Origin of the sequence: Actinoplanes nipponensis, from assembly GCF_016862275.1 — a bacterium.
Lineage (GTDB): Bacteria > Actinomycetota > Actinomycetes > Mycobacteriales > Micromonosporaceae > Actinoplanes > Actinoplanes nipponensis.
The window spans coordinates 22,471-41,269 of sequence record NZ_BOMQ01000063.1 but is presented as its reverse complement, the minus strand read 5'-3'; the positions used below and the strand labels follow the sequence as shown (position 1 = coordinate 41,269).

The window sequence follows — 18,799 nt, the reverse complement described above, 5'->3', positions numbered from 1 at the left end:
CTACCGCTTGACGTAGGCCTCGTACTCCTTCAGCACGTCGTCGGTCGCGCCGTCGGCGCGGATGAGTCCGGACTCCAGCCAGATGGCCCGCTCGCAGGTGTCGCGGATCGACTGCTCGCTGTGGCTCACCAGGAACACCGTGCCGGCCTGGGCCCGCAGGTCACGGACCCGCTGCTCGCTGCGCCGGCGGAACTTGGCGTCGCCGGTAGCCAGCGCCTCGTCGATGAGCAGCACGTCGTGCTGCTTGGCGGCCGCGATGGCGAAGCGCAGCCGCGCGCCCATGCCGGAGGAGTACGTGCGCATCGGCAGCGAGCTGAAGTCGCCGCGCTCGTTGATGCCGGAGAAGTCGATGATGTCCTTGGTCTTGGCCTTGACCTCGGCCGGCGTCATGCCCATGGCCAGGCAGCCGAGCACCACGTTGCGCTCGCCCGGCAGGTCGTTCATGAGGGCCGCGCTGACGCCGAGCAGCGAGGGCTGCCCGGCCGCGTAGATGGCGCCGCGCTCGACCGGCAGCAGCCCCGCGATCGCCCGCAGCAGGGTCGACTTGCCCGAGCCGTTGGTGCCGATCAGCCCGACCGCCTCGCCCTTGTACGCGATGAAGCTCACGCCCTTGATGGCGTGCACCTCGCGCATGGTCGCGGGCTTGGTGCCGGTGACGAGCCGCTTGAAGCTGGCGAGCGGGCTGCCGGTGCCCGGGGTCGCGGACTGCTGGATCCGGTAGACCACGTGGGCGTCGTCGACGATGACCGTCGGTTCGCGCCGGTCGCCGCCGGTCATGTTGTCAGCCACGGCCGTAGCCCTTCTCTCCGCGCCAGAAGTAGACATATCCCCCGAGGCCCACCACTGCTGTCCAGGCGATCGCCTCCAGCCACATCACCGTGGGGCTCGCCGCGAGCGGCACGTCCTCCATCAGCGCGTGCCGCATGAGGTCGATGAACACCAGCATCGGGTTGGCCTCGACCACGTGCAGCTTCCAGCCGCTGAGGTGGTCGGTGAAGCGGGTGACCGGGTAGAGCACCGCCGAGAAGTAGAGCCACATCCGCATGATGAACGGGATGAGGTTCCGCACGTCGGGGATCTTGCTGCCCAGCCGGGCGCCGGCCAGCGCCAGCCCGGCGTTGAACACCGACTGCACCAGGAAGATCGGCAGGATGAGCAGCCACTCCAGCGTGATCGGCTCGCCAAAGCCGAGCACGATGACGATCAGCACGGCCAGCGAGGCCAGCGTGTTGCGGATCTCCACCACCGTGATGGCCAGCGGCAGGCTGGCCCGGGGGAAGTGCAGTGCCCGGATCAGCCCCAGGTTGCCGCTGATCGCCTGGATGCCCGCCGACACCGTGGACTGGGTGAAGCCGAAGATGAAGACGCCGGTGCACAGGTACGCGACGAAGTTGTCGACCCCGCTCTTGGTGTTCAGGATGACACCGAAGATCACGTAGTACACGGCCGCGTTGATCAGCGGCGTGAGCACCTGCCAGAAGACGCCGAGCCGGGTCTTGCCCAGCGACGACGACACCTTGGCGTTGGCGTACGACGCGATGAAGTACCGGTACGCCCACAGCTGCCGGGTGTATTCCGGCAGGGAAGGCAGCTTGCCGGCGGCACTCAGGCCGTGTCTGCGGGCCAGCTCCTTGAGCGTCATGCCGGTGTCCGAACCGGCGACCGCTGTCTGGGGCATGGGGTGGCGCTCCGATCTGGTCGGTCCGCCGGGCGTCGGGGACCTGGACGACTTGCGCGGGAACACACTAATCAGTCTGCCGCGATGGAACGGCGTCGTATCGACGTTAGACCCGAAAGTAGCCGAACGAGCGCCGGAACGCAACCGTTGCGTCCTGGCGTATAGTGCACCTGTGGTTACAGCGAAACGTGCACCCGCCGGAGCGGCGGTGCTCCGCGGGGACATCACCGCGGCCATCCGCAACGCGGTCATGAACGAGCTGGCCGAGGTCGGCTACGGGCGCCTGTCCATCGAGGCGGTGGCGCGCCGGGCCGGCGTCGGCAAGACCGCGATCTACCGCCGGTGGAGCAACAAGCTGGAGATGGTCCTCGAGATCGTCTCCGCTGTGGCGGAGCGTAGCGTGCCGATGCCCGACACCGGAAGCTTCGCCGGCGATCTGCAGCTGCTGATGTTCATCGTCAGCAAGGCCCTGCAGCACCGGATCGCGTCGCAGATCATCCCCGACCTGATGGCCGAGGCGGCGCGCAACCCCAAGATCGCCGAGACGCTGCAGCGCGCCCTGCGCACCCACCAGCTCGCCGTCGGCGAGAAGATCGTGGGCCAGGCGGTCACCCGCGGCGAGCTGCCCGCCGGCACCAACGCCGACCTCGCCGTCGACCTGATGCTCGGGCCGCTGTACTGGCGGCTGGCGGTCTCGCGCACCCCGATCGACGACGACTACCTGGAGAACCTGAGCCACGCCGTCATCGGCGCGCTCCGGCAGGGCGGCCCGGCCACCTGAGCGCCGGACCCGAGGGCGCCGCCCCGGCCGAGCGCGGGCCGGCCGACCTGGACGCGGCGCCCGCGGGCTGGTCCGGCTGGCTGTGGGCCAACCGGGTGGACGTGATCACGCCCTGAAGTGCTCAGCCCGGGCGGGGGGCGTGCCGAAGGTAGGGGCCCACCCCGCGCCGTCCCCCCGGAGCACCTCATGCGAAACCCCCGCGTAGACACCACCATCTTCGGTGCGACGTCGCTGCTCACCCTCGCGCTCGGCGGGGTCACCCCCGACTGCTTCGCCGCGCCCGTACCGGTCGCGGAGGGGGAGGCGGAGGCGGTCGTGGGGATCTGGCACAACGCCGACCGCACGGTACGGCTGCAGCTCGGCGCCGACTGGTCGTACCAGGGCCGCGTCGAGGGCCGGGACCGCCCCGCGCAGGGCACCTACCGCCCGGCCGGCTCGGGGCTGGTGCTGCGGGACCGCACCGGCCTGCGTACGCCGGTGACGGTCGCCGGCGACGTGCTGGAGATGGCCGGGCACCAGCTCTTCCGGGTGTGACCCGGCCGGCGCCGGATGCCATGCTGGCCCGATGATCGACTGGCTCTCCGGCGTCGCGTTCACGGCCTTCGGGGCCGGCACCACCCGCGCCGAGGTGCTCGGCTTCGCGACCGGCCTGGTGAACGTGGCCCTGCTGGTCCGCCGGCACATCCTCAACTGGCCGCTGGGCATCCTCAACGTGCTGCTGCTGATGCTGGTGTTCTTCTCCGCCGGCCTGTACGCCGACGCCGGCCTGCAGATCGTCTACGTGGTGCTCGGCGCGTACGGCTGGTGGGCCTGGCTGTACGGCGGCGCCAGCCGCACCCCGCTCACCGTGCGCGGCACCACCCGGGCCGAGTGGCTGGGCCTCGCGGTCGCCGGGGTGCTGCTCACCGCCGGGCTGTGGCTGTTCCTGGACCGCCTCACCGGCTCCACCGTGCCGCTGGCCGACGCGCTCACCACGGCGCTGTCGCTGCTGGCCACCTACGGCCAGACCCGCAAGCTGGTCGAGAACTGGTGGCTCTGGATCGCCGCCGACCTGATCTACATCCCGCTGTACGCCTACAAGGACCTCTGGCTGACCGCGGTGCTCTACCTCGCGTTCCTGCTGCTGTGCGTGCTGGGCCTGCGCGCCTGGCGGAGCGCGGCGCGCAGCCGCCCGGCGGTGCCCGCATGAGGTGGGGCCACGGCCTCGTGGTGGGCAAGTTCTACCCGCCGCACGCCGGGCACCACCAGCTGATCGACGCGGCGGCGGCCGCCTGCGAGCGGGTCACGGTCGTGGTGGCCCCCAGCTCGCGGGAGTCGGTGCCGCTGGAACTGCGCCTGCGATGGCTGCGCGAGGCCCACCCGGCGCACGTCCGCTTCGTCGGCGTGTACGACGACCATCCGGTCGACTACGCCGACCCCGCCGCCTGGGAGGCGCACACCGCCGTGTTCCGCGAGGCGGCCGGCACCGACCGGGTCGACGCGGTCTTCTCCTCGGAGGCGTACGGCGCGGAGCTGGCCCGGCGCTTCGGCGCGCAGGCCGTCACCGTCGACCAGGAACGGATCCGGACGCCGGTGTCCGGCACGGCCGTGCGGGCCGATCCGGTCGCCCACTGGCACCTGCTCGGTCCCGGGGTGCGCGGCTGGCTGACCCGCCGGGTGATCGTCGTCGGGGCCGAGTCCACCGGGACGACCACCATGGCCCGGGCGCTGGCCCGGCACTACCGCACCCGCGGTGGGGTGTGGGCGCGTACCCGGTGGGTGCCGGAGTTCGGCCGCGAGCTGACCGCCCGCAAGCTGGCCGCGCTGCGGCTGACCCGCCCCGGCGCGGTCGTCGAGGACGTGACCTGGGACCGCGACGACTTCGTGACGGTCGCCGCCGAGCAGAACGCCGCGGAGGACCGCGCCGCCCGCGACGGGTCACCGATCCTGTTCGGCGACACGGACGCCCTGGCCACGACGATCTGGGAGGAGCGGTACCTGTCCGGGGGCGCCGGCGCCTGGACGCCGTCGCCGGGGGTCACGGACCGCGTCCGCGCCCCGGACCTGTACCTGCTCACCCACCACGAGGGCGTGCCGTTCGTGGACGACGGGCTGCGCGACGGGGAGGCGATCCGGGCGTGGATGACCGGCCGTTTCACCGGTGAGCTGGCCGCTCGCGACGTACCGTCGAAGGTCCTGACCGGGTGCTACGCGGCCCGGCTGCGCGCCGCGGTGGCCGCCTGCGACGACCTGCTCGCGCGCGGGTGGTCTTTTGCTCCGCCGCTAAGCCATTCCTGATCCGCGCCGAAACGAGGGGCATGCGGTTCCGCCGGCTCATGCTCCCGCTGCTCGCCCTGCCGATCGCCCTCGGCGGCTGCGGCGCGCTCGGGCTCGGCCCGCCGGCGGGCGCCCCGGGCTCCGCGGCGGCCACGCCGGAACCGGGCGGCGACTGGATCGTGGTGGCCCCCGGCAGCGCCACGCCCAGCCCGGCCCCGTCGCGCCTCGGCTCGCGCGCGCCGGTCCTGCCGCCGGTGTCGTTCCTGCCGGTCCGGCCCGGCTGCGCCAAGAGCTGGATCGTGAACCCGCCGCTGATCCCGATCGAGGTCGTGCCGGGCGCCCGCCGGCTCACCGTGACCTGGCCCCGCCAGCAGGACTCCGACTACCGGATCACCGCGGTGCGGCAGCCGCTGATCGCCGGCGCCCAGCCGGACTACACCTGGCAGAACGTGGCCGCCGGCACCGGCTGCACGGTCACGGCCACCATCACCGGGCTCGACCCGGGCGTGCCGTACGTGGTGTGGCTGGACGCGCCGAACACCGGGCACGAGCTCGACGGCGCGCGGCATCCGTACAGCGGGCGTTCCGGGGTCGTCTACCCGCGCTGAAGGTTTAAGGTGCAACCTATGACCACCATGCCGGCCGCGTTCGTCGGCCACGGCAACCCCATGAACGCGCTGGAGACCAACCGCTACACCCGGGCCTGGCGGTCCTTCGGCGCTGCCGTGCCGAAGCCCCGCGCGATCCTGGTGGTGTCGGCGCACTGGTACATCAACGCGACCGCCGTCACGGCGATGCCCCGCCCGCGCACGATCCACGACTTCTTCGGCTTCCCGCCGCAGCTGTTCGCCGTCGACTACCCGGCGCCCGGCCTGCCCGAGCTGGCCGAGGAGGTCGCCGACATCGTCAAGCCGACCTGGGTCGGCGCCGACATCGACTCCTGGGGCATCGACCACGGCACCTGGTCGGTGCTGGTGCACGCCTTCCCGGACGCCGACATCCCGGTCACCCAGCTGTCCATCAACGCGGACAAGGGCTTCGACTACCACCTGGAGCTGGGCGCGCGGTTGGCCCCACTGCGCGAGTCGGGCGTGCTGATCCTGGGCAGCGGCAACGTGGTGCACAACCTCGCCGGGGTGGACCGGACGATGCCGGACACGGGCTTCGACTGGGCCCGGCGCTTCGACGCCGACGCCCGCGAGACGATGCTGGACGACCCGCTCAACGCGGCGCGGCTGGACGCCCACCGCGACTTCCGGCGGGCGGCGCCGACCCCGGACCACTTCCTGCCGCTGCTCTACCTGGCCGGCCTGGCCGGGGCCGGCGGCCAGGGCACGGACGTGCTGATCGACGGGTGCGCCTACGGCAGCCTGTCGATGACGGCGTACACGCTGGGCCTGCCGGCGGCGACGCCGTCGGCGGACACCGGCGCCGCGGCGGCGATCCCGGCCGGCCTGCCGGCCGACGGAGTGAACATCTGACCGCATGTCCTCGTCCGCCATGCGGCAAGGGACATCTGGTGGTGGGTGGTCAGGCGGCAGTGGTGTTGCGACCGCTCCACTTGGCGGCGTACAGGCGGTCGTCGGCCGCGCGGAACAGGGCGTCGCCGCTCATGCCGGGGGACCACGTGGCCACGCCGACGCTCACCGTCAGGCGGGCCTCCGGGAGGATCCGCGCCGCGGCCACCGCCGTGCGGATGCGTTCGGCCACCTCGCGGCCCGTCGTGCCGTCGCCCTGCAGGAAGACCACGAACTCGTCGCCCGCGTACCGGACCGCCTCGTCGCCGGTGCGGCAGTGGGCCCGCAGGATCGTCGCCACCTCGCGCAGGGCGCGGTCGCCCGCGCTGTGCGAGTACGCGTCGTTCACCGCCTTGAAGTGGTCCAGGTCGATGAGCAGCACGGTCAGCGGCCGCCGGCCCGCCGCGCGGTCCACGTCGGCGATCAGCAGGTCGAACTTGCGCCGGTTGCCGAGCCCGGTCAGCGGGTCCAGCAGGATCTCCCGTTCCGCCCGGGCCCGGGCCGCCTCCGCCTCCTCGCGCTGGCCGGCCTGGCGCAGCATCGCCAGCCGTTGCAGCCGCAGCCGCCACAGCTCGCGCATCTGTCCCTCGACCGTCTCGAACAGGTCCCGGCTGGACTGGCAGTCGTCGAGCTCCAGGGCGGTCAGGGCCAGCTCGAAGCGGATGATCGGCCGCTCGTCGGGGCGGGAGCCGTGCTCGCTGAGCTCGCGTGCGGCGATGAACTCGCGGCGGGCCTCGTGCGGGAAGCCCTGGGCGCGCAGGCTGATCCCCAGGGCCAGGTGCGCCATCCGGGCGTACTGGTAGATGCCGCCGGTGCGCAGCGGCATGATCGCCTCGCGGGCCAGCTTCTCGGCCACCGGAGTCTCGCCGAGTTTGGCCAGGGCCAGGGCGTGTACGGCGGTGGTGTGCACGTCCGGCTGGGCGTCCAGGCGCACCCGGGTGATCTCGGCGCTGCGGCGCAGCCGGCTGCGGGCCTCCTCGGCGCGGCCCACGTGGGCCAGCCGCAGTCCCCAGTAGAGCAGGGTCACCGCGTGCACCAGGTCGAACGACGTCGAGCGGTTCGGCGAGTCGGAGGCGCACAGCTGGTCGTAGGCCATGGCCGCGGTCTCGTACATCTCGGCGGCGGTGGCGGCCTCGGCGAACGAGCACATCGCCGAGCGGTGCCGGTCGCTGCCTGCGGGGCCGGCGTTCAGCAGGGCGCCGGCGCGGGCCAGGTGCTGCATGCAGTCGACGTAGTGGCCGCGCAGCAGGTGCAGCTGGGCCAGGTCGCAGCGGGCCTTGGCCTCGCTGACCAGGGAGCCGGCGGTACGCAGCAACTCCTCGGCCAGGGCCGTGCCCTCGACCAGCCGGCCCATGGCGAGCAGGGCGTACATCTTGCCCTGGACCAGGAACCGGGCCGTCCGGTCGTCGCGGACCGTGCGGGCGATGGTCAGGTAGGCGTCGGCCGCCGCGACCGCTTCGTGGGCCTGGCCCCCGTTCGCCATCCGGTGCACCTGCAGGGCGAACAGGTGCAGCGGCCCGTACGCGGTGACCGGCACCGGCAGCCGCCGGTCGCCCGAGATCGAGTCCGCCATCAGCCCAGTATCAGGCTTTACCGGCATGAGTAAATCCACCGGACCGATAGGCCTGCGGCCGGGCACCGATTGATCCGTCTCACTGCACTGTCCGGTTCGCGCCACTCGGGGTTGCGGTGGGTCTGCGTATGGTGACTGTATGGCGTACGCCGCGACCGGTCTGCGCAGGGCTGTCCTCTGGGCCCTGGCGATCGAGCTGCTGCTCGCCGGGGGCGCCATCGCCGCGGGCATGCTCCGCCGGCCGGCGCTGGGCCCCGACTACGTGCCCATCGACCGGGTCGCGGCCCGGCCGGTGGAGCCGGGCGCCGGTTCGTACACGTGGGACTGCGGGCGCAACGAGAACGGCCACCGCAACACCAGCAACATCGTCGTGACGCCGGGCCGGGCCGGGCCGGCCCACCACGTGCACGACTTCCTGGGCAACCTGTCGGTGCGGGTCGGCAGCACCGTGCGCAGCCTCGCCGGTGGCGGCACCACCTGCGCCAACGGCGACGAGTCGACCTACTACTGGCCGGTGCTGCGGACCGTGGGCCGACAGGACGGCCCGCACGGCGGGGCGGTGCGGGTGCCGGCCGCGGTCAGCTTCACCTTCCTGGGCAACTCCCGGGGGCCGGTGGTGGCGATGCCGCGGCTGCTGCGCGGGGCGGTGGGTGACGCGTACGCGGTGACCAACGGCGGGGCCCGGGCCGCCCCGGTCTGGAGCTGTTCGGGCAGTCCCGAGCGGCGCACCCTGCGGTACGTCGTCTGCCCCCGCGGCGAACAGGTGCTCCGGGTCTTCGACTTCCCGAGCTGCTGGGACGGCCGGCGGGTGGACAGTGCCGACCATCGTCAGCAGCTGGTCTTCACCCGGCCCGGCGGCGGCTGTCCGATCTCGACGTTCGCCGTGCCGCGACTGCGGATCGTCGTCGCCTACGACCTCGCGCCGGGCACCCGGTACCGGATCGACTCGTTCGACGCGCAGCGGCACAGCCCGCTCACCGATCACGCCTTCTTCGTCAATCTGATGCCGGATGCCCTGATGGCCGAGGCGGTCCGGTGCCTGAACGCCGGTCGCGACTGTCAGTAGCCGGGGTCGGCCGGGGCGTCGTTCCCCGCGTCCCCGGAGCCGCCGGACCGGCCGGAGCCGCCGGAGCCGCCGGCGCCGTCCGTGTCCCCGGTCCCGCCGGCCGACTCGGGCAGCGCCCCGGTCCTGCCGCCCTTCGGGTTCACCGCGAACCAGGTGCCCTTGACGCCCTGGCCGCGGATGTCGCCGGGCGTGGTGTCCTTGGCGAAGTAGTACACCGGCCAGCCGTTGATGGTGACCTGGCAGTGACCGTCGGCGCGCTCGACGTACCCGATGATCTTCGGGTCGATGCCCTTCGGGAAGATCTTGCCGGGCGACTTGATCAGCAGCGGCGGCCAGGCCTTGGCGCACGCGCCGTTGCAGGTGGCCTTCGGCGGATCGGCCGAGTCCTCGTCGAAGCGGTACAGCGTGCGGCCGGCGCCGTCGGTGACGTAGGTGCCGATCACCGGGTTCTCCGCGGTGTTGAGCTCGACCGTCCGGCTGCCTGTCCGGATGCTGCGGGGCGGGGTGAGATCCCGGTCGGACGCGCCGCTGAAGATCTTGACCCACTTCTGCGTCTTGGCGACGGTCGGCTCGGGGACGGGTTCGGCCGGCGGGTCCGGGGTCTCCTCGGCGGCCAGCCCGGGGTCGGCCTGCTCCGGCGGTTCCGGCGGCCCGGTCGGCGCGGCGGGCGTCTCACCCTCCGCCGCGACCAGGCTCACGGGGGTGGGGCCGGTGCCGGGCCGCGCGCAGGCGGTCAGGCTGAGCGCGCTGGTCAGGGCGAGGGCGGTGATGGCGATGCGGCGGCGCTTCATGGTTCCCCCTGTGAGTGAGCCGGTACGCCCTCCACACGACACCGGGCCGGATCCGGTTCAGCGGAAATCTGCTCTGAACCGTTCCGCCCCGCCGGTACGTGTGGGGGGAGTCAGACCGATGAAACGGGGGTCGAGGGTGGCCGGACAGGCGCTCCGTCCGGCCAGCCTCGGCGTGGTCACCGCCTGCACCGGGGAGAAGAGATGCCGGGGTTGAGGCTCCAACGTCGCCGGGAGGTGGCCGATGAAGCACTGGTCAGATCCCTGTTCTCGGAACACGGGGCGGCGATGCTCGCCTATGCGACACAGCTGACCCGGGACCGGGCGGCTGCCGAGGACGTGGTCCAGGAGGCGCTGGTGCGCGCCTGGCGACATCCGGACAGCCTGGTCAACGGCAAGGGCTCGGTGCGCGGCTGGCTGCTCACCGTGGTCCGCAACATCGTCACCGACCAGATCCGGGCCCGCAACGCCCGCGCCCCCGAGGTGCGGGAGTCGCCGGTCGAGGTCGCGGCCGAGGGCGACCACGCCGAACAGGTGGTCAACTCGGTGGTGGTGGTCGACGCGCTGAGCCGGCTCTCCGCCGAGCACCGCGAGGTGCTGGAGCAGGTATATCTGCTCGGCAGCACGGTCGCGGAGGCCGCCAGGACGTTGGGCATCCCGCCCGGGACGGTCAAGTCGCGCTCCTTCTATGCCCTGCGGGCACTACGCGAGCTCCGGTCGCTGAGCGCCGCCGGAACGGAACGGTCTGCCTCATGAAGACGAATCACGTGGACCTCGCCGGCTATCTGACGAAGTCGCTGGACGCGGAGCAGGTGCGCCGGGTCGAGGAGCACCTCGCCGGCTGCGCCGAGTGCCGTACCGAGGTGGACTCACTGCGGGAGTGGACGATGGCACTCGAGGCCGTGCCCGAGGCGATGCTGCTGGACGGGCCGCCCGAGGGCGGTGACCTGCTGCTGCAGCGGACCCTGCGGCAGATCCGGGACGAGTCGGCCGGCCACCGGCGGCGGCGTACCGCGCTGATGAGCGCGGCCGCGGCGGTGGTCGTGGCCGCCGCGATCGGCTCGGGGGTGGTGGTCGGCCGGGGTACGGCCGATCCGGGCCAGCCGGTCGCGTTGCCCACCCCGTCGCAGGTCGAGCAGACGACCATCCCGGGCACGCGGACCGCCACCGCCGTCGACGCCCGTACCGGCGCGCGGATCACCGTGGCGGTGGCCCCGGCGCCGGGCTGGGTGCGGATCAAGGCGGCGGTCGCCGGCATCCCGCAGGGCGAGCGGTGCCGGCTGGAGGTGGTCGCCAAGGACGGCACGGTGGTGCTGGCGGGCAGCTGGGTCGTCTCCGAGAAGGGTGCGGCCGAGGGCACCACCCTGGACGGCAGCGCGCTGGTGGCGCCGGCCGAGGTCGCGTCGGTCCGGGTGGTCACCGAGACGGGCAAGCACTACACCAGCGCCGCGGTCTGACGCGGGACGAGCCGGGGCGGCCCCGCGGGGCCGCCCCGTCCGGCGTCAGCCCCAGGGCGCGTGCACGACCTTCTCCACCGCGATGGTCATGATCAGCCGCACCTGGTCCCGCCCGCCGAACCACGGGTACGGCCCGCCGAGGTACTTCAGGGCCAGCTCCTCGATGTTCTCGGCGCCGCCCTTGGGCGTGATGTCGACGACCCGGCCCCGCACGGAGTAGTAGCTCGACACGTCGCCGGGGTCGGCGACGGTCACCGCCACCCGGGGGTCGCGCTCGATGTTGCGGACCTTCTGGAAGCCCTCCACGGTGTTGATCACGATGTGCTCGCCGTCCGTGCCGACCCACGTCTGGGTGAGCTGGGGTGAGCCGTCCGGCATGGTGGTGGCGATGAAGCACGGGCTGGGCTGGCCGAGCAGGTCCAGCAGGCCGGCGGGCAGTGAGGTCATGGTCAGGACAGTACTGTACGGTTCCGTTCACAAGCTGGGAGGGAAACGGTGGCGAGTCCGCTGCGCGGGCGGGCCCGGGAGGACGCCATCCTGGCCGCCGCCGTGGCCCTGGTCGCCGAGGCCGGCTACGAGCGGGTCAGCGTGGACGCGATCGCGGCCCGCGCCCGGGCGTCCAAGGCGACCATCTACCGCAAGTGGCCCGGCAAGGCGCCGCTGATCGCGGAGGCGCTGCGCCGCCAGGCCGAGGAGGCGACCCCGGAGGTCGCGGACACCGGCTCGCTGCGCGGTGACCTGCGGTACGCCGTCACGGCGATCGTCCGGGCGCTCACCGGGCACGCCGGCGGGCTGTCCCTGGTCGGGCTGATCGAGGCGGTCCGTGGTGACGCGACCCTGCGCGAGCTGGTCCGCGACCAGATCGACCGGCGCGGCGCGGCGGACGGCGTCCTCATCGCCCGGCGGGCGGCGGCGCGCGGTGAGGACGCCGACCCCGCGCAGGTCTCGCGGGCGCTCGGGGTCGCGGTGGCCCAGCTCTTCCTGGCCACGCTGCTCCGCGGGGGCCCGCCGGGCGTCGAGCAGCAGGAGTCCCTCGTGGACGACGTTCTGCTGCCGCTGGTGATGCGCGGCGGCGGCGCGGGCCCCGCTCCCGCCGCCACCGCGGCGCGGGTCAGATCGTCGGCAGCCCGGCCGCCTGCCAGGCCTTGAAGCCGCCGTCCAGATCCGTCGCGCGCAGCAGGCCCAGATCCTGCAGCGCCGCCGCGGCCAGGCTGCTCGTGTAGCCCTCCTGGCAGGTGACGATCACTTCCAGGTCGTAGCGGGTGAACGACAGCCGGGCATCGCTGCGGGGGTCGAGCCGCCACTCGAGCACGTTGCGCTCGATGACGATCGCGCCGGGGATCTCGCCGTGCTCGGCCCGCTGGGCGGCCGGCCGGATGTCCACCAGCACGGCGCCGCGGCCGACGGCCCGGTAGGTCTCGTGCGGACCCAGGCGGATCAGCCGGGCGCGGGCGCCGGCCAGCAGCTCGTCGATGCCGCGGGCCCCCTCGGGCGGGGTCGCGAAGGTGGGCGCGCTGCGCAGCAGGGGGACGCTCACCACTGGGCCCCCGCCCGCTCGACGGTCACGACGTCCAGGCCGGCGGCGCCGATCCGGTAGCGGGTCATGGTGGTCAGCGCCGGGCCGTACGCGTGGATGCTGATCGCGGGCCGGCCGGAGCGGTTGGTGATCCGGTGGATGTGCCGGGCGCCGAACCGGCGGCCGGCGCCCTCGCCCAGTTCCCGGGCGGTGATCCGGGGTGGGCCGTCCGGGCCGGTGGTGACCGTGTCCTCGGTGAGCGTGCCGGAGAAGACGTGGAACGCGCCGGCCGAACCGCCGTGGTCGTGCAGGTCCGTGCCCTGCCCGGGGAGCCAGGTCAGCAGCCACACCTCGTGGTCCGGTTCCTGGGCCAGCCGGTGGTACCACCGGTCGCCCACGGTGAAGCGGGGCGCGACGGGCCAGGCGTCCGGGTCGGCGGCGTACCGGGTGGCGGTGGCGAGATGGTCGAGGCTGAGGTCGACGACGGTCACGGCAACTCCTCGCTTGGCATATATTGCCTATCAGTCCTATAGGTTTACCGTCACAGTACGGCCCGGAGCGGGCGACGCGCGGAAAGAATCGGGAACGGCCCGGGGGCCGGGATGTCGTACCGGGGGGCGCGAAAGGCGCAGATCAGCGGGGACAGCGCGCGCTGGCGCAGCGCGCCAGGTCGATCACCCGGCGGGCCGTGAGGGGGATGCCCTGCCGCTGCATGCGCCCATCGTGGTCGGGCCGGCGGGCCAGATCAAACCGGTACCACCATGCGGGAACGAAGATCAGGAGAGGCTGGCCAGGACCAGCCGCAGGTACGGCTCGGTGCCCGCCCAGTCCTGGTCGGGCGCCGTCCACTCCACCAGGTACGCGCGAGCCTGCTCCCCGGCCAGCAGCACCCGCCGCTCGTGCCGGCGTACCGGCTCGGCGCCGGGCTGCCAGGTGAACTCCCACGCGGCGCCGTCCTGCTGCGGCAGCGCGCTCAGGGCCACCCGCCGGTAACCGGGCAGGGTCCCGGTGGCCAGCGCGTCCTGCTCCGCGCCCCGCCAGTGGGCGACGGCGGGGCCGGTGAGCCGGGCCGAGGCGTCCACCCGGAACGACCGGCTGCCGCCCGGGTCGCGGAAGCACGCGGCGGTGCCGTCCTGCGACCGGGTCCAGCCCCGCGGCACCGCCACGTCGAACCCCGTCGGATCGGTGTGCCACAGCCAGCCGGCCGGTACGGCGTACCCGCGGGTCTCGGTGCTGCCGGTCACGACCGGATCGCCCGCGGCGCAGCGGGCGACCGGCCCGGCGCTCGCGCCGGCAGTCGCCTCGGCGGCCGGGGCGCCGCCCGGCCGGCGGTCGAGCAGCAGCGCCGTGCCGGTCGTGCCGGCCAGCAGCACGGCCGCGGCCACCAGGGCGGACCTGGTGCTGCGGGCGAGGGCCCGGGGTGCGGCCCGGTCGCGGTCCATCCGGTCCAGGAGCAGGGACATGCCCCGCGCGGACGTCCCGGCCGGCGCCGGGAGCCGCTGCCGCGGCAGCCGCATCGGGAAGACGCCGACCGCCCGGTCCCGCACCCGGCGCAGGCGGTCCTGCGCGTCCGCCGCCGTCGGCCGGCCGGCCGGGTCCTTGCTCAGCAGCTCGTCGATGATCGGGGTCAGCGGCCCGGGGAACCGGGCCGGACCCGGCGGCTCGGTCAGCAGCGCGGTCACCGAGGCGGCGGGGGTCGGCCGCGCGAACGGCGGACGCCCCTCCACCGCGGCGTAGAGCGTGGCCCCCAGCGACCACAGGTCGGCGGCCGCGCCGGCGTCATCCCCGCGTACCCGCTCGGGGGCGGCGAACGCGGCCGGGCGCTCCGCCTCCCCGGCCAGGCCGAAGCCGGTGAGCACCACCCGGCCGTCGGCGGCGAGCAGCACGTGGTGCGGTTCCACGTCGCGGTGCAGGACGCCGGACTCGTGCGCGGCCCGCAGCGCGGCCAGCACGTCCAAGCCGATCCGGGCCGCCTCGCGGTGCGGGAGCGGGCCGTCCGCGCGCAGCACGGCGTCCAGCGAGCGCGACTCGACGTACTCCATGACGAGCCAGGACCGGTCGGGGCGCCACACCACGTCGTAGATGCCGACCACCCCTGGGTGCGCGAGCCGGGCCGCAGCCCGCGCCTCGCGCATGGTGGCGAGCTGGGCGTCGAGCATCCGGGAGGCGTTGAGGCCGGCCGGCGTGCCGAGCTCCTTGACGGCCACCCGGCGGCGCAGCAGCTCGTCGTCGGCCAGCCAGACGCGGCCCCGGCCGCCGGCGCCGAGGATCTCCAGCAGCCGGTACCGGCCACCGATCAGCTCTCGTGCAGCATCCATGGCGGTGATTCGGCGCCGTGCGCCCCGCGGACGGGTCGGTCGTTTTGCGGCCGTTGTTTACGTTGCCGACGTGAGAATCCGGTATCTGCTGAACAACGCGTACGGCGGCGGCGGGACCGTCCGCACCGTCGTCAACCAGGCCAACGCGCTGTGCGGCGAGCACGAGGTGGAGATCGCCAGCGTCTACCGCACCGGTGACGACCCGGTCTTCGCCATCGACCCCCGGGTCCGGCTGGTCCCGCTGACCGAGCTGCGCGAGTCCGGCGACCGGCGCAGCGACCGGCCGGGGCAGAAGAGCCGGCTGGCCAACAAGACCCGGCGCTTCGGCAACCCGCTGCCGCACCGGCACGACTCGCGGTACCGCCGCTGGGATCCGCTGGTCGACCTGACCATCGTCCGGTACCTCCGGTCCGCCCCGGACGGCGTGCTGATCACCACCCGGCCGGCGCTCAACCTGCTGTCGGCCTGGTTCGCTCCGCGCCGGCTCATCCGGATCGCCCAGGACCACATGAACCTGCAGAGCTACCCGCCGCGGCTGCGGGCGGCCATCGTGCGCTCCTACCCGCGGCTCGACGCCGTCGTCGTGCTGACCGAGCACGACCGCGACACCTACCGGGCCGCGCTGGGCGGACGGCCGGCGCGCCTGCGGCGGATCCCGAACGGCATCCCGCCGTGGCCGCTGCCGCCGGCCGCGCTGGAGAACAAGGTGCTGGTCGCCGCCGGTCGGCTGGTCCGGCAGAAGGGCTTCGACCTGCTGATCCCGGCGTACGCGACGGTGGCCGCCCGGCACCCGGACTGGCGGCTGCGGATCTTCGGCTACGGCCGGCAGCGCGAGAAGCTGGCGGCCCAGATCGCCGAGCTGGGCCTGAGCGACCGGGTACGGCTGGAGGGACCCTCGCGGCGGCTGGCGGAGGAGCTCGCGGCGGCCTCGGGGTACGTGCTCAGCTCGCGGTTCGAGGGCCTGCCGTTGGTGCTGCTGGAGGCGGCCGCGGCGGGCGTGCCGGCCGTCGCCTTCGACTGCCCGACCGGCCCGCGGGAGATCATCGAGCACGGCCGCACCGGGCTGCTGGTGCCCCCGGAGGACGTGCCAGCCCTGGCCGAGGGCATGATCCGGCTGATCGAGAACCCGGCCGAGCGGCGGGCCATGGGCGCCGCCGCCCGCGCCGACAGCAGCCGCTACTCGATGGCCACCGTGTGCCGGGAGTGGGAGGAGCTGTTCGCCGAGCTGGTCGCGGCCCGCGGCGGGTCACCACCAACCGCGGCGCTTGGCCCAGGTGAGCAACAAAGTGGACATGATCGCCATGACGGTCAGCACCAGTAGCAACTGGGGCAGATGCGTGTGATCGTTGACGATGATGTTCATGCCGTAAATGGAGGAGAGTGCGGTGATCGGTAACGTGACGACGGCGATCACCGCGAGCCGTTCCGCGGCGATGGTCATTTTCGTCTCGGCCCGGGCCCGATAGAACTCGATCACGCCTTGCAGGTATTCGCGTTCCCCGTCGGCCAATGCGCGAATTCGGGTCAATTGATCGACGATGTCGGTGATCAGCGGAAGATCGGCGGCGGTGACCCGCTTCTCCACGGCGGCGATGCGGCCGAACACCTCGGCGCCCAGGCCGCCCATCGTGCGTACGGCCAACAGCCCGTGCCGGGCCTGGAACAGCTCCTCGAGGAACTCCTCCGGGTTGCCCATGTGCCCGCCGGTCACCCGCTGCTCCAGCTGCCACACCTCGCGGGTGAGCTCCTCGATGAAGGACTCGAGGGTGTGCGCCAGGGCCGTGGAGATCGCGTACGAGAGCTCGTACGGCGTGCCCGGCCGCAGCCGTCCCGACTCCAGCCGGCGCCGGACCGCCTCGGTCTCGCGCAGCGCGACGGCCGGATCCACGGCCGGGTTGAGCGGGCCGTGCACGGTGACCACGTACCGGTCCCCGACGATCTGGTCGAGCTCGATGTAGTGCACGTGGCCGGACGGTCCGCGCTGCGGGCCGTGCAGGATCAGCAGGTGCTGGTGCGGGTAGATGCGCACCCGGGGGACCCGGTTGCGCCGCGTGCAGTCGCGGACGGCGAGCGGATGGCAGCCGAGGACGTCGGTCAGCAGCTCGGTCGCGGCCGGCCCGCAGGTCGTTATGTCCACCCACAACAGAGTGTCCGGTCGGTCCAGAAGCGCGGCAACTTCGGACACAGGGTACATTTCGACGCCGTCTTCCCGGACCGCCAGAACGCTGATGCCCGCCATGGTGCCCACGCTAGACCCGAAAGAGCCTCATAGCGGTTAGCCTCTTTCAGAACAGAGCGCGAAAAAATGCCCCTGAGCAACCGCGTGAACACGCACCGTGGACGTCAATGGCTGATGTTTCACCGGATCGGCGGGTGCGCTCAGCCGTTCAGGCGGAAAGGCCTCCGGACCGGCGCGGGGGGTATTCAGATCGTTATATGGTCAGCTCCGCCGCCGAGAGCCGGTCCCGGAGGTTTTTCGCCCACCACCTCCGAGCCCCCCGATGAACGAGGACGGACACGTGTCGAACGCACGCCGCGGTTTACTCGCCGCCGGCCTAGCCGTAGCCGTAGTCGGCTCGACGGGTACGGCCTGGACCCTGAACGCCAGCGCGGACGAGACGACCGTGGCCGAGGCTCCCGCGATCGTCGTCGCGCCGGAGTCTGCCCCGGCGTCCGCCGTGACCACCGAGGCCACCGAGGCCACCCCCGTGCCGCCGCGGCTGCTGCCGTGGGGCACCCGGCCGGAGCGGCTCACGCGAGCCAGGGCCGGCGCCAGCAGCGCGGCCGTCGCGGCGGCCGGGGCCGACGCGGCGCCGGCGGACACCAGCGGTTCGATGACGCCGACGCCGGAGTACGCCCCCAAGGGCGGCCGCGCCAACGGCCGATTCCTGAAGTCGATGCGCACCACCATCGTCCCGCCCGCCCCGCCCACCGTGGGTACGGCCGCGGCCGCCGTGGACCGCGTGGTCAACTTCCACTACGCGGTCGGCGCCCAGATCGGCGAGACCGACGGCACCTGGGCCAACCTGACCGTCGAGAAGCCCCGGCTGGGCGAGGGCGACTATCACACGCTGGCCGAGATCGCGGTGCAGTCGCCCGACACCCAGCAGACCGTCGAGGTCGGCTGGACCGTGGACCGCTCGGTCAACGGGGACGACGACCCGCACCTGTTCGTCTTCTACTGGCGCGACGGCAAGCGCACCTGCTACAACGCCTGCGGCTTCACCCAGTACAGCAAGACCGTGAAGCCCGGCGACACCCTGCCGGTGGGCACCTCGAAGCGCTTCGGCATCCAGCACGCCGGCAACGCCTGGTGGATCGCGTACGACTCGGAGTGGATCGGCTACTTCCCCGACAGCAACTGGGAGGGCCGGTACACCAAGGGCGGCGTGATCCAGTGGTTCGGCGAGGTGGCGTCGCCCAGCCTGACCCCCTGCACCCAGATGGGCAACGGCAAGCCGGCCGCCACCGGCACCGCGGCGCGGATCGGCAGCATCAGCATGACCAACGGCCCGCTGGTCTCGTTCGACGTCGACCCGCGGCCGAAGTACAAGGTGGACCTCCAGAACCCGCTGCCGCCCGTGTTCCCGGACAAGCCCGACGACCCCACGTGGAGCCCGTGGACCGGGCTCAAGGTCGGCGACCTCGGCACGACCTTCCGCTACGGCGGCCCGGTGTACCCGCTGAAGGACCCGAAGGACCCGAACTCCGAGCCCATCGTGAAGTGCTGACCGCACCGTAGCGTCGAGGCGCCCGGTCCTCCCCAGGTGGGAGGGCCGGGCGCTTTCGTCGGGGCCGATCGAACCGGCCACCCCGGCGCGGGGTACAACCGGATGGCGGGCCGACGAG

21 protein-coding genes are annotated in these 18,799 nt (G+C 73.2%); 12 read left to right on the top strand and 9 right to left on the bottom strand.

Going from position 1 to position 18,799, the window contains the following annotated elements; translation table 11 throughout:
* Positions 1 to 777, bottom strand: coding sequence for an ABC transporter ATP-binding protein (locus Ani05nite_RS26765; protein WP_203773173.1), 777 nt, complete (start codon positions 775 to 777; stop codon positions 1 to 3).
* 4 nt (positions 778 to 781) lie between these two features.
* Positions 782 to 1,678 carry an ABC transporter permease gene (locus tag Ani05nite_RS26760; protein WP_203772751.1) on the bottom strand — a complete coding sequence of 299 codons (897 nt, stop codon included), beginning with the start codon at positions 1,676 to 1,678 and terminating at the stop codon, positions 782 to 784.
* Between the two features lie 172 nt (positions 1,679 to 1,850).
* On the opposite strand from Ani05nite_RS26760, the gene Ani05nite_RS26755 reads away from it, so the two are divergent.
* The 6 genes from Ani05nite_RS26755 (at position 1,851) to ygiD (ending at position 6,196) form a co-directional block, all read left to right on the top strand.
* Positions 1,851 to 2,459: a TetR/AcrR family transcriptional regulator gene (locus tag Ani05nite_RS26755; protein WP_203772749.1), complete on the top strand. Its 609-nt coding sequence runs from the start codon at positions 1,851 to 1,853 to the stop codon at positions 2,457 to 2,459.
* A gap of 186 nt (positions 2,460 to 2,645) precedes the next feature.
* Entirely contained in the window at positions 2,646 to 2,993 is a 348-nt protein-coding gene (locus Ani05nite_RS26750) for an Atu4866 domain-containing protein (protein WP_203772747.1), read from the top strand.
* 31 nt (positions 2,994 to 3,024) lie between these two features.
* The gene (pnuC, locus tag Ani05nite_RS26745) at positions 3,025 to 3,648 is read left to right on the top strand and encodes a nicotinamide riboside transporter PnuC (protein ID WP_203772745.1); all 624 of its coding nucleotides are present in this window, start codon (positions 3,025 to 3,027) and stop codon (positions 3,646 to 3,648) included.
* Positions 3,645 to 4,736 (top strand): AAA family ATPase, encoded by a 1,092-nt coding sequence (locus Ani05nite_RS26740; protein WP_203772743.1) that lies wholly within the window; start codon positions 3,645 to 3,647, stop codon positions 4,734 to 4,736. The genes pnuC and Ani05nite_RS26740 overlap by 4 nt, the downstream gene beginning before the upstream one ends.
* A gap of 20 nt (positions 4,737 to 4,756) precedes the next feature.
* Positions 4,757 to 5,323 (top strand): hypothetical protein, encoded by a 567-nt coding sequence (locus tag Ani05nite_RS26735; RefSeq protein WP_203772741.1) that lies wholly within the window; start codon positions 4,757 to 4,759, stop codon positions 5,321 to 5,323.
* A gap of 18 nt (positions 5,324 to 5,341) precedes the next feature.
* Positions 5,342 to 6,196, top strand: coding sequence for a 4,5-DOPA-extradiol-dioxygenase (ygiD, locus tag Ani05nite_RS26730; RefSeq protein WP_239130659.1), 855 nt, complete (start codon positions 5,342 to 5,344; stop codon positions 6,194 to 6,196).
* 49 nt (positions 6,197 to 6,245) lie between these two features.
* Here the strand turns inward: ygiD and Ani05nite_RS26725 are convergent, their stop codons facing one another.
* The gene (locus tag Ani05nite_RS26725) at positions 6,246 to 7,805 is read right to left on the bottom strand and encodes a GGDEF domain-containing protein (protein ID WP_239130657.1); all 1,560 of its coding nucleotides are present in this window, start codon (positions 7,803 to 7,805) and stop codon (positions 6,246 to 6,248) included.
* Positions 7,806 to 7,944: 139 nt separating this feature from the next.
* Here Ani05nite_RS26725 and Ani05nite_RS26720 point away from each other — a divergent pair, with 139 nt between their 5' ends.
* A complete protein-coding gene (locus tag Ani05nite_RS26720) occupies positions 7,945 to 8,871 on the top strand; it encodes a DUF1996 domain-containing protein (RefSeq protein ID WP_203772739.1) in 927 nt (308 codons plus the stop codon).
* Here the strand turns inward: Ani05nite_RS26720 and Ani05nite_RS26715 are convergent.
* The gene (locus tag Ani05nite_RS26715; RefSeq protein WP_203772736.1) at positions 8,865 to 9,662 is read right to left on the bottom strand and encodes a hypothetical protein; all 798 of its coding nucleotides are present in this window, start codon (positions 9,660 to 9,662) and stop codon (positions 8,865 to 8,867) included. The genes Ani05nite_RS26720 and Ani05nite_RS26715 overlap by 7 nt on opposite strands.
* Positions 9,663 to 9,911: 249 nt before the next feature.
* Here Ani05nite_RS26715 and Ani05nite_RS26710 point away from each other — a divergent pair, with 249 nt between their 5' ends.
* Positions 9,912 to 10,415, top strand: coding sequence for a sigma-70 family RNA polymerase sigma factor (locus Ani05nite_RS26710; protein ID WP_239130683.1), 504 nt, complete (start codon positions 9,912 to 9,914; stop codon positions 10,413 to 10,415).
* Entirely contained in the window at positions 10,412 to 11,116 is a 705-nt protein-coding gene (locus tag Ani05nite_RS26705) for an anti-sigma factor family protein (protein ID WP_239130656.1), read from the top strand. The genes Ani05nite_RS26710 and Ani05nite_RS26705 overlap by 4 nt, the downstream gene beginning before the upstream one ends.
* Positions 11,117 to 11,161: 45 nt before the next feature.
* Here the strand turns inward: Ani05nite_RS26705 and Ani05nite_RS26700 are convergent, their stop codons facing one another.
* Complete coding sequence (locus Ani05nite_RS26700; protein ID WP_203772732.1) at positions 11,162 to 11,563, bottom strand: PPOX class F420-dependent oxidoreductase; 402 nt, start codon at positions 11,561 to 11,563, stop codon at positions 11,162 to 11,164.
* A gap of 48 nt (positions 11,564 to 11,611) precedes the next feature.
* Between Ani05nite_RS26700 and Ani05nite_RS26695 the strand changes: the two genes are divergently transcribed.
* Positions 11,612 to 12,265: a TetR/AcrR family transcriptional regulator gene (locus Ani05nite_RS26695; RefSeq protein WP_203772730.1), complete on the top strand. Its 654-nt coding sequence runs from the start codon at positions 11,612 to 11,614 to the stop codon at positions 12,263 to 12,265.
* On the opposite strand, the gene Ani05nite_RS26690 is transcribed toward Ani05nite_RS26695, so the two are convergent.
* From Ani05nite_RS26690 to Ani05nite_RS26680, 3 genes are all read right to left on the bottom strand, one after another.
* On the bottom strand, positions 12,228 to 12,653 hold the full coding sequence (locus Ani05nite_RS26690) for a rhodanese-like domain-containing protein (RefSeq protein WP_239130655.1): 426 nt from the start codon (positions 12,651 to 12,653) through the stop codon (positions 12,228 to 12,230). The two genes, Ani05nite_RS26695 and Ani05nite_RS26690, sit on opposite strands and share 38 nt — an antisense overlap.
* The gene (locus Ani05nite_RS26685; protein ID WP_203772728.1) at positions 12,650 to 13,123 is read right to left on the bottom strand and encodes a cysteine dioxygenase; all 474 of its coding nucleotides are present in this window, start codon (positions 13,121 to 13,123) and stop codon (positions 12,650 to 12,652) included. The genes Ani05nite_RS26690 and Ani05nite_RS26685 overlap by 4 nt, the downstream gene beginning before the upstream one ends.
* 285 nt (positions 13,124 to 13,408) lie before the next feature.
* On the bottom strand, positions 13,409 to 14,950 hold the full coding sequence (locus Ani05nite_RS26680; RefSeq protein WP_203772726.1) for a serine/threonine-protein kinase: 1,542 nt from the start codon (positions 14,948 to 14,950) through the stop codon (positions 13,409 to 13,411).
* Between the two features lie 70 nt (positions 14,951 to 15,020).
* Between Ani05nite_RS26680 and Ani05nite_RS26675 the strand changes: the two genes are divergently transcribed.
* Positions 15,021 to 16,271: a glycosyltransferase family 4 protein gene (locus tag Ani05nite_RS26675; RefSeq protein ID WP_239130654.1), complete on the top strand. Its 1,251-nt coding sequence runs from the start codon at positions 15,021 to 15,023 to the stop codon at positions 16,269 to 16,271.
* Here Ani05nite_RS26675 and Ani05nite_RS26670 read toward each other — a convergent pair.
* Positions 16,197 to 17,087: a magnesium transporter CorA family protein gene (locus Ani05nite_RS26670; RefSeq protein ID WP_239130653.1), complete on the bottom strand. Its 891-nt coding sequence runs from the start codon at positions 17,085 to 17,087 to the stop codon at positions 16,197 to 16,199. The two genes, Ani05nite_RS26675 and Ani05nite_RS26670, sit on opposite strands and share 75 nt — an antisense overlap.
* A gap of 382 nt (positions 17,088 to 17,469) precedes the next feature.
* Between Ani05nite_RS26670 and Ani05nite_RS26665 the strand changes: the two genes are divergently transcribed.
* Complete coding sequence (locus Ani05nite_RS26665) at positions 17,470 to 18,681, top strand: neprosin family prolyl endopeptidase (protein WP_203772724.1); 1,212 nt, start codon at positions 17,470 to 17,472, stop codon at positions 18,679 to 18,681.
* Positions 18,682 to 18,799: the final 118 nt, after the last annotated feature.

Bases quoted from the DNA above. Each gene is read 5' to 3' on its own strand.
- pnuC (WP_203772745.1), top strand. From the start codon at position 3,025: ATGATCGACTGGCTCTCCGGCGTCGCGTTCACGGCCTTCGGGGCCGGC.
- Ani05nite_RS26735 (WP_203772741.1), top strand. From the start codon at position 4,757: ATGCGGTTCCGCCGGCTCATGCTCCCGCTGCTCGCCCTGCCGATCGCC.
- ygiD (WP_239130659.1), top strand. From the start codon at position 5,342: ATGACCACCATGCCGGCCGCGTTCGTCGGCCACGGCAACCCCATGAAC.
- Ani05nite_RS26765 (WP_203773173.1), bottom strand. From the start codon at position 777: ATGACCGGCGGCGACCGGCGCGAACCGACGGTCATCGTCGACGACGCC.
- Ani05nite_RS26740 (WP_203772743.1), top strand. From the start codon at position 3,645: ATGAGGTGGGGCCACGGCCTCGTGGTGGGCAAGTTCTACCCGCCGCAC.
- Ani05nite_RS26700 (WP_203772732.1), bottom strand. From the start codon at position 11,563: ATGACCTCACTGCCCGCCGGCCTGCTGGACCTGCTCGGCCAGCCCAGC.
- Ani05nite_RS26705 (WP_239130656.1), top strand. From the start codon at position 10,412: ATGAAGACGAATCACGTGGACCTCGCCGGCTATCTGACGAAGTCGCTG.
- Ani05nite_RS26715 (WP_203772736.1), bottom strand. From the start codon at position 9,662: ATGAAGCGCCGCCGCATCGCCATCACCGCCCTCGCCCTGACCAGCGCG.
- Ani05nite_RS26750 (WP_203772747.1), top strand. From the start codon at position 2,646: ATGCGAAACCCCCGCGTAGACACCACCATCTTCGGTGCGACGTCGCTG.
- Ani05nite_RS26680 (WP_203772726.1), bottom strand. From the start codon at position 14,950: ATGGATGCTGCACGAGAGCTGATCGGTGGCCGGTACCGGCTGCTGGAG.
- Ani05nite_RS26720 (WP_203772739.1), top strand. From the start codon at position 7,945: ATGGCGTACGCCGCGACCGGTCTGCGCAGGGCTGTCCTCTGGGCCCTG.
- Ani05nite_RS26725 (WP_239130657.1), bottom strand. From the start codon at position 7,805: ATGGCGGACTCGATCTCGGGCGACCGGCGGCTGCCGGTGCCGGTCACC.
- Ani05nite_RS26760 (WP_203772751.1), bottom strand. From the start codon at position 1,678: ATGCCCCAGACAGCGGTCGCCGGTTCGGACACCGGCATGACGCTCAAG.